The sequence below is a fragment of the Lentzea sp. NPDC004789 genome (genome assembly GCF_053601075.1).
Genome location: NZ_JBSGBE010000002.1, coordinates 612,789 through 620,742 on the forward strand (window position 1 = coordinate 612,789; position 7,954 = coordinate 620,742).

A 7,954-nucleotide genomic window follows, 5' to 3' on the forward strand; every position below is an offset into this window, starting at 1 on the left:
ATCGTAGGAAGATCTGCCGAACGCGGTCAACGAGGTGTGAGGGGTGGCCCCTAATGTTGTGGTAGGGGCGGTGCGGGGGTTCGGGGAGGCGTCCGAGTATTTCGGTCGGACGTTTCGGGTGCGTCTCACCTGATGCTGCGCTACCCGCGCTGAGCTGCACAGATACCGGCAGGTCCGGCTGAGACGGCACCGCACGGTAACTGAGGTGCTACTCAACTGTGCGCGAAGTCAGCACAAGAAATTCGTAGATGTGTCGCGGGTGTTACGCGGGCGGCGGGCAGGCCCTGGCGAGTGCGGCGGCGAGTTCGGTGCGGCGGCGGATGCCGAGCTTGCGGAACGAGTTGGTGAGGTGCTTCTCGACCGCGCGCGAGGTCACCGCGAGCTCTTCCGCGATTTCGGCGTTGGTGCGGCCCGCGACGGCGAGTCCGGCGACCTTGAACTCGGTCCGGGTCAGTGTCACGACAATGCCCGGCGAATTACCGTCGAGTTCCCGCGCGATTCTGCCGGCGAGTCTTTCCGCGCCGGAGGCGAGCGCGAGCCGGTGTGCCTCGTCGAGGTGGTGCTGGGCGTGCGGGTCGCCGTCGGCGCGTTCGCGGGCGCCGAGGTGCAGCAGCGCCTTGGCGCGTTCGAACGAGTTGGCGTGCAGGATCCCGGCGGCTTCGCGCAGCATCGCGAGCCCTTGGCGGCCGGGGGTGTAGCGGCCGAGCACCGACAGCGCCCGCCCGATGCCGACCGGCGCGCCCCATTCGACGGCGCGGTCCCAGGCCTGGGCGGCGGTGTCGCGTGCGGCGGTGAGGTCGCCGAGCCGGGCGTGCAGCTTGGCGGCGGTGACGCACCACGGCAGCAGCACCGGGTTGCGCCAGCCGGCGCTGTCGAGCACGCGGCCGCAGTCCAGCAATCGTTCCAGCGCCTGGGCGTGTTGTCCGGCCAGTCCCTCCCCCGCCGCGTGCAGCATGCGGTAGACCGCGTCGCCGCCGGGCGTCTCGTCGCGGTCGGGGCGGGAGGCGAGGATCCGCGCGATCAGGCCGGGGTCGCACAGTTCCATGGCGACGGCGGTGAGCCCGATCGCGGCGGTCGTCGTGTCGCCGCGCCAGTCGAGCACGGCGAGGTCGACGGCCTGGTCGGCGGCCCGGTGCGCCTCCCCCGGTCTGCCCAGGTGCATGAGCACGAACGACTGCTGGGCGCGGATCAGCGCCTGTTCGACGGTGGTGGCCCCGGCGAGGGCGCGGTCGAGCCACGGCACGGCCTCGTGCGCGGCGTCGGCGGCGGCGAGCACCTTGATGAGCAACGGGATCGCGGTGTGGACGTGCCGCGGGTGCGGTGGTTCCTGCTTGAGCACGGCGGTCGCGAGGTCCGCGACCTCGTGCGCGGGCAGGCGCGCGGTGAGCATGGCGGCGTCGAGCAGGACGATCTGCAGCTCGCGCCGGGCGGGCGTGCCGCCGTCGATCTGCTTGAGGCGCTGGACGGAGTCGGCGAGCAACGCGGGGTCGGCGTGCCACACGTACCGTTGCCGCGCTTCGAGCCGGTAGGCGAGTTCCTGGTGGTGGCCGAGGTCGGCGGCGACCTGGTCGATGAGGTCGCGCACGGGTCGTGGCGACCGCCCCAGCGCGGTGGGCGCGATCCGCACGAGCGCGGCCGCCCGGTCCTCGACGTCGCGGAACAACGGCACGGCGTAGGAGATGTGCCGGATGGACGCCGCGGGGTCGAAGAACCGTTCGGCGGTGGCGAGGTCGACGAGCAGCCGCGCGCGGTCCTCGGAGTCGTCCGGCACGTCCCGCAGCGCCCGGCGCAGATATCTCGCGGCGACCTCGGGCGCGCCGCGGCGCAGTGCGGTTCCGGCGGCTTCTCGCAGCGTCCGCACCGCCCAGCGGCCCTGGGTGGTGGTGATCGCGAGGAGCCGGGCGGCGACCTGTTCGGCGGGCCTTCCGTTGTCGTGCAACAGCCGCACCGCCCGTGCCTGCCAGTCCTCGCGTTCGCGGACCGGCATCGACTCCTCCACCGCGTCGCGGACGGCGGGTCTTCTGATCACGAGCCCGGCCTGGTCGAGGGTGCGGCGTGCGGCACGGGCCTGGTGCTCGGTCAGCCCGGCGAGCTGTGCGGCGAGGTCGTCGTCCTCCCCCAGCACCGCGAGGGCCTTGGCGAGGTCCTGTGCCTGCTTGGGCTGGGTCGCGAGGCCGCGCACGAGCCGTTCCTTGAGGCGGGCCGGCCGCAGGTCGAGGACGTGCGGGACCTGGTCGGCGGTGGGGCTGGTGACGTGGTGCAGCACCGCGTTGAGGAACAACGGGTTGCCGCCGGTCACGGCGTGGCAGGCGGTGACGAACTCGTCGTCGGGGTGCCGGCCGGTGCGGTGCTCGACGAGCTCGGCGACCGCCTGGCGCGACAGCGGTTCCGGCCGGATCTCGGTGCCGCGGAACTCCTCGCGCTCGCCGTCCCTGGTGGCCGCGACGAGCAGGATCGGGTGCTCCCGCAGGGTTTTCGCCAGCGCGACGAGCCAGCGCGACGACGGGTCGTCGGCCCACTGCAGGTCGTCGATCAGCAGCAGCACCGGCTGGTCGGCGCTCATGGCGCGGGTGAGGGCGGTGAGTCCGGTGACCGCGGCTTCCTGCACGGCGACCACCGCGTCGGCCGGGGCGTCGAGCGGGAGGTCGTCGGCGAACACGGGCCTGGCGAGTCCGGCGGTGCCGGTGAGCCAGCGCTGGGCGGACCGCCCGGCCCGGGCCAGGGCGGGGTCGAGCAGCTGGCGGGCGACGCCGAACGCGAAGTCCTGTTCCAGCGGCGAGCAGTTCGCGGTCAGCACGCGCAGGCCGGTCGCCCGCGCGTGCAGTGCGGCGAGCAGGGCGGACTTGCCGCAGCCGAGCGGCCCGGTGATGAGGATCAGGTCGCCGTGGCCGTCGCGGGCGCGGTGCAGGGCGCGGGTGAGCCGGCGCAGTGCGTCGGTGCGTTCGAGCAGGATCATCACGAGGCCAGGACGCCGGCCAGCTCCGCGCGGCTGGAGATGCCGAGCTTGCGGTAGGCGCGCGTGAGGTGCACCTCGACGGTCCGCAGCGTGACGAACAGGTGGTCGGCGATCGCGCGGTTCGTGACGCCGGCCGCGGCGAGTTCGACCACCTTGCGCTCGCTGGCGGTCAGCACCGCCAGACCGTCCACCGCGGACGGCACGCGCATCCGGCCGCCGACGCCGAGCAGCAGCGCCCTGGCCGCGTCCGCGAGCATCCCGCTGCCCGCGCGCAACGCCAGCCCGACCGCCGCCCGCAGGTGGGTGCGCGCCTGCCTGGCCTGTCCCGCGCCGGTCCACCGCTGCCCGAGCAGCAGTTCCGCGCGGGCCTGCTGCAGCAGTGACGGCACGGCGGCGAACCCGTCGGAGGCGGCCTTCGCCATGTCCAGCGCGGCCGGCCCCGAGGTGGTGCAGGCCCTGGCCAGCAGGGAGAACGCGACGGCCTCCCTGGTCGGCCAGGCCCTGGCCAGCCGGTCGACCTCGCGCATCGCGGCGGTCGCGTCACGTCCGGCGAGGGTCAGCACCTGCACGATGTCGGTCCACGACGGCAGGGTGCTGGGGTCGCTGAGGCCGGTGGCCGTGAGCACCGTCGCGCACGCCGTCATCCGGTCGGCGGCCACCGCGATGTCGTTCCGCGCGAACGCGAGCCACGCGGTGGTGCGCAGGTATTCGCGGTGGGCGGGGGTGAGGTGCCGGATGTCGTCCTCGTCGATCTCGTCGAGCAGCCGGGCCGCGAGGTCGGTGTGGCCGGTCTGCACCGACAGCCAGGCCAGCAGGATCACCGCGCGCGGCAGGTGCCAGCCGCCTTCGCGCATGGCCTGGACGGCGGCCGAGGCGTCGTGCGTGGCCTTGGGGAGATCACCCAGCGACATGTGCACCAGCGCCCGTTGCACCAGCGATCGGCAGTGGGCGAGCGAGTCGCCGTTCTGGGAGAAGGCGTCGACGGCGCGGTCGAGCACGGTCAGTGCTTCGGCGGTGTGCCCGGCGACGCGCAGCACGGACGCCGCGGAGAGCATCGACCAGTCGGTCAGCGCGTCCGGGTCGGCGAGCGCGGCGCGGGCGTGGCCGACCGCCGTGTCGATCGATCCGCCGCCGCGCATGGTGGCTTCGGCGACGACCCCGAGCAGGCACCGTTGCGCGGTGGTGTCCCCCGCTTCCGGCGGGACGGCGCCGGCCACCGCGGCCGCGACGGCGTGGACGTCGGAGAGGTCGATCGACAGCTGCACCGCGTCGAGCAGGGTGGTCAGGTCCGGTGACACCGCCGGGTCCCTGGCCAGCCGGAGGAACGCGCGGGTCCGGCCGGTCAGCGCGTGCTTGACGGCCAGGGCTGCCCGCAGGTCGGGGTCGGTGGTGCGGTGGAACGCGGCGGCGAGGTGCTCGCAGGCCCCGGCGGGGTCGTGCCGGGACAGCTGGGTCGCGAGGCCGACCCGCAGCTCGACGTCGTCGGGGTTCAGCTCGACCAGGCGCCGCAGGTAGCGGGCGGCGTCCTGGGGCGGCCCTCCGGCCGCTGCCTCGTGCAGGACCTGCGACATCCACGGCGTGTCGACGGCGGGCAGGTGCACGAGCTGGTCGGCGACGGCGCGGACGTCGTGCCCGGACTCGTCCAGCACGACGGCCGCGCGGTGGCGCAGGTCGGCGAGCTGGGCCGGGTCGAGCACCTCCAGCACGCCCTCGCGGTACCACTCGCGGACGTGGTCGGGCAGGCCGTCGCCGAGCAGGTGCTCCTCGCGCAGCGCGGAGATGCCGTGCCGCGCGACGCGGGCCGAGACGCCGGCGAGCGGCCCGACGAGTTCCTCGTGGCCGACGACGACCAGTGCCGCGGCGATGGCCCGGAGGTGTTCGGGCTGGTCGCGCAGCCGTCGTGCGGCGACGAGCGCGACCGACTCCTGCCGCAGCGCGCGGGCGGCGCGGATGTCCGCGAGCACGGTCGTGAGGTGGCGCGGATTGCCGCCGGACAGCCGCAGGCACAGGCCGGTGAACACCGCGTCCGGGCAGAAGTGCAGGGTCGTGGAGATCATGTCGGCGACCTGCGGCGAGGTCAGCGGCGGCAGGTCGACGACGTGGGCGCGGGCCAGGTCGGCGGGCAGCGGTGAGGTCTGCGACAGCACCAGACTGATCGGTTCGTCGCCTAATCGGCGCAGGACGAAGTCGACCCAGCGCACGGTCGCGTCGTCGCACGCGTCCAGGTCGTCGAGCACCAGGCAGACGGGCGTGCGTTCGGCGAGCGTCACGACATCGCGCCACATGCCGAGGTATGCGCGGTGCAGGGTGGCCGCGGACGGGTCGGTGAGCTCCGGGACGGGCACACCCGCTCCGGCGAGCAGGCGGCGGGCGACGGTGAGCGGCCGGCGTTCCCCTCGGCCGACCGCGGACAGCACGGTGGTTCCGGCGCGGGACTCGGTGTTCGCGGCCAGGCGCAGCACGGCGGACTTGCCGGACCCGCGGGCGCCGCGCACGAGCACGGCCTGCCCTCCCGCGCCGCGGCGGGCGGCGGTCGTGTGGTGCGCCACCGCGGTGAGCGCGCTCTCCCGACCGAACAGCTCGGTGACGGGTCCCGGCTGGTCGTCCACCACCTACCGCCTCGGGCTAGAAGAGATGACCTGCCGAGGATAATTGCCCGGGGTGACGGTTCCGCAAACTCCGCGAGGCAAGTGCCAAATTCTGGCACGGTGATTCCGCAATGTGCGCAGGGTGATTGCGCGGTGGTTCCAGCCCGTGAGCTAATACGCGGCCACGCGTCCCGGCACGACCCGGTAGAGGCTGGGTTTCTCGGGCAGGAACGCGAGCCCGAACCGGGTGAGGAACTCGCCGAACTCGGCGTCGACGAAGTCGTCGTCGGGCAGTCCGTCCCACGTGTCGGCGGCGGCTCTGGCGACCTCGACCGCGGTGCTGTCGTAGACGACGAGGTCGGGCAGGTCGTCGGCGAAGTACCCGCGGGCCAGCGAGATCGGCGAGACGCTGTCGTCGAGGAACCCCACCACGTCCCACCTGCCCTCGGTCGCCGCGGTCAGCGCGAGCCGGGCGGCGACCTCGGACGAGGTGGCGTAGGTGACCCGGTAGCCGCGCCGCACGAGTTCCTCGATGACCGCGAGCGCGGGTAGTGCCTGTCCCCGGGAGGGATTCGCGAAGATCGCGACGTGCCGCCGTCCCGTGCCGACCTCCTCGGCCATCTGCGATGACCACCTCTCTGCGAACGACGAGCTGTCTGGTGGGAGTTCTACGGCATGGAATGCTCGGGAATCCCTCACTTTCCTTTGTGCGCGCCCCGGAAACCGCTTCCCGTTTTGACCCCGAGGTGGCCCGCGGCGACGAGCTGGCGCAGTTCCTCGGCGGGGGCGGGTTCGCCGGTCGGTGAGGCCGCGCAGAGGGTCTCCAGAATGGCGAGCGAGACGTCGAGGCCAATGGTGTCCAGGAGCGTGAACGGGCCCATCGGGTGGTGGAACGCGGTGACGACGGCGGTGTCGATCTCCTCGACGGTGACGTCGGTGCGCGCGATCATGCGGATGGCGTCGTTCAGATATGGGAACAACACGTGGTTGACGATGAAGCCGACGCGGTCGGGGCAGTCGACCGCGGTCTTGCGCAGCCACCTGACCAGCGCGTGGGCGGTGGCGTGCACGTCGTCGGCGGTGTGTTCGGTGCGGACGATCTCGACGAGCCTCATGACCGGTGCGGGGTTGAAGAAATGCGTGCCGATCACGTCGGCGGGCCGGCCGGTGGCGTTGGCGCAGTCGGTGACGGAAAGGCTGGACGTGGTGGTGGCGATGATCGCGCCGGGTTTCACGACGGCGTCGATGCCGCGCAGGACAGCGCGTTTCACGGCCATGTCCTCGGCGACGGCCTCGATGACGATGTCGGCGTCGCGCAGCGCTTCGCACCCGGTGGCGACGGTGAGTCTGGCGAGGACGTCCTGACGGTCCTGATCGGACATCCTGCCTTTCCGCACGAGCCTGTCGAGGGACGAACAGATTCGTTCCCTGGCGGCGCCGGCCTTTTCCGGCGTGCGGGCGATGATCGTGGTGGGAATGCCCGCCACGATCAGGATCTCGGCGATGCCGCGGCCCATCAGCCCGGCGCCGACGACGCCGGCTTCGCGGATCTCGCGGGGGCGGCCGGCGGGGCCGCGGTCGCGGGGTGGCGGCACGATCTCGCCGTGGTCGTCGTAGCGGTGGAAGCCCCGGCCGGTCTTGCGGCCGAGGTGTCCTCGCTCGACCAGGCGGTCCAGCAGCGGGCTCGGGAGGTAGGAGTCGCAGCCGGTGTCGTCGTGCAGCTTCGTGAGCGTGTTTCGGACGGTGTCGAGGCCGATGAGGTCGAGCAGGTGCAGTGGCCCGAACTTGAGGCCGCAGCCCAGTTTCACGGCGGTGTCGAGGTCCTCGACGGTCGCGTACCCCGCGTCGGCGAGGCCGATCGTGCGGTTCATGCACGCGTAGAGCAGCGCGGTGGCGGCCTCGGCCGCCCGGCCGCCGAGGCTCACGATCTCGGTACCGGCCAGTCGGATCGCCTGGCGCGCCAGGTGCAGCGCCTCGGGTGAGGCCATGGCCGTGCCGATGAGGCCGGCGTGCTTTCCGTACGGCGGTGGGACGGCGTAGCGCAGTCCGGCGACGCGGTCCGGCGCGCCGGACGCGATGGCGAGCTTCGCCACCGAGAGGGTCGAGGTGGTGGTGAGGAAGACCGTGCCGGGCGCGCACTGGTCGGCCAGCCGGCGCAGCACGGTCTCCTTGGTGCGGAGGTCCTCCGGCAGTGCCTCGACGACGAGGTCGGCCCGTTTGAGGTCGACGAGCTCGGTCGCGAGGCCCAGCCGCGGGCCGTTCAGCCTGCGGTGGACGCGGGACAGGACGTCGAGGTCGCTGTCCACGCCGATGACCTCGGCCCCGTTCGCGAGCAGGGCCTCGGTGAGGCCCTCCCCGAGGCTGCCGAGCCCCACCACGCCGATCACGAGTGGCATGTCCGTCTCCTCGC

The 7,954-nt window shown here is 73.1% G+C and carries 4 protein-coding genes; all 4 read right to left on the reverse strand.

Annotation, left to right across the window (positions count from 1 at the left end):
* Positions 1–262: 262 nt before the first annotated feature.
* The 4 genes from ACWEIJ_RS07020 to ACWEIJ_RS07035 all read right to left on the reverse strand — a co-directional run bounded on the left by ACWEIJ_RS07020 (position 263) and on the right by ACWEIJ_RS07035 (position 7,940).
* Positions 263–2,956 (reverse strand): ATP-binding protein, encoded by a 2,694-nt coding sequence (locus ACWEIJ_RS07020; protein ID WP_449836359.1) that lies wholly within the window; start codon positions 2,954–2,956, stop codon positions 263–265.
* Complete coding sequence (locus tag ACWEIJ_RS07025; RefSeq protein WP_449836237.1) at positions 2,956–5,565, reverse strand: LuxR C-terminal-related transcriptional regulator; 2,610 nt, start codon at positions 5,563–5,565, stop codon at positions 2,956–2,958. Before ACWEIJ_RS07025 ends, ACWEIJ_RS07020 begins: the two co-directional genes overlap by 1 nt.
* Before the next feature lie 150 nt (positions 5,566–5,715).
* Complete coding sequence (locus ACWEIJ_RS07030) at positions 5,716–6,165, reverse strand: hypothetical protein (RefSeq protein ID WP_449836238.1); 450 nt, start codon at positions 6,163–6,165, stop codon at positions 5,716–5,718.
* Positions 6,166–6,239: 74 nt separating this feature from the next.
* Positions 6,240–7,940, reverse strand: coding sequence for a 3-hydroxyacyl-CoA dehydrogenase family protein (locus ACWEIJ_RS07035; protein ID WP_449836239.1), 1,701 nt, complete (start codon positions 7,938–7,940; stop codon positions 6,240–6,242).
* Positions 7,941–7,954: the final 14 nt, after the last annotated feature.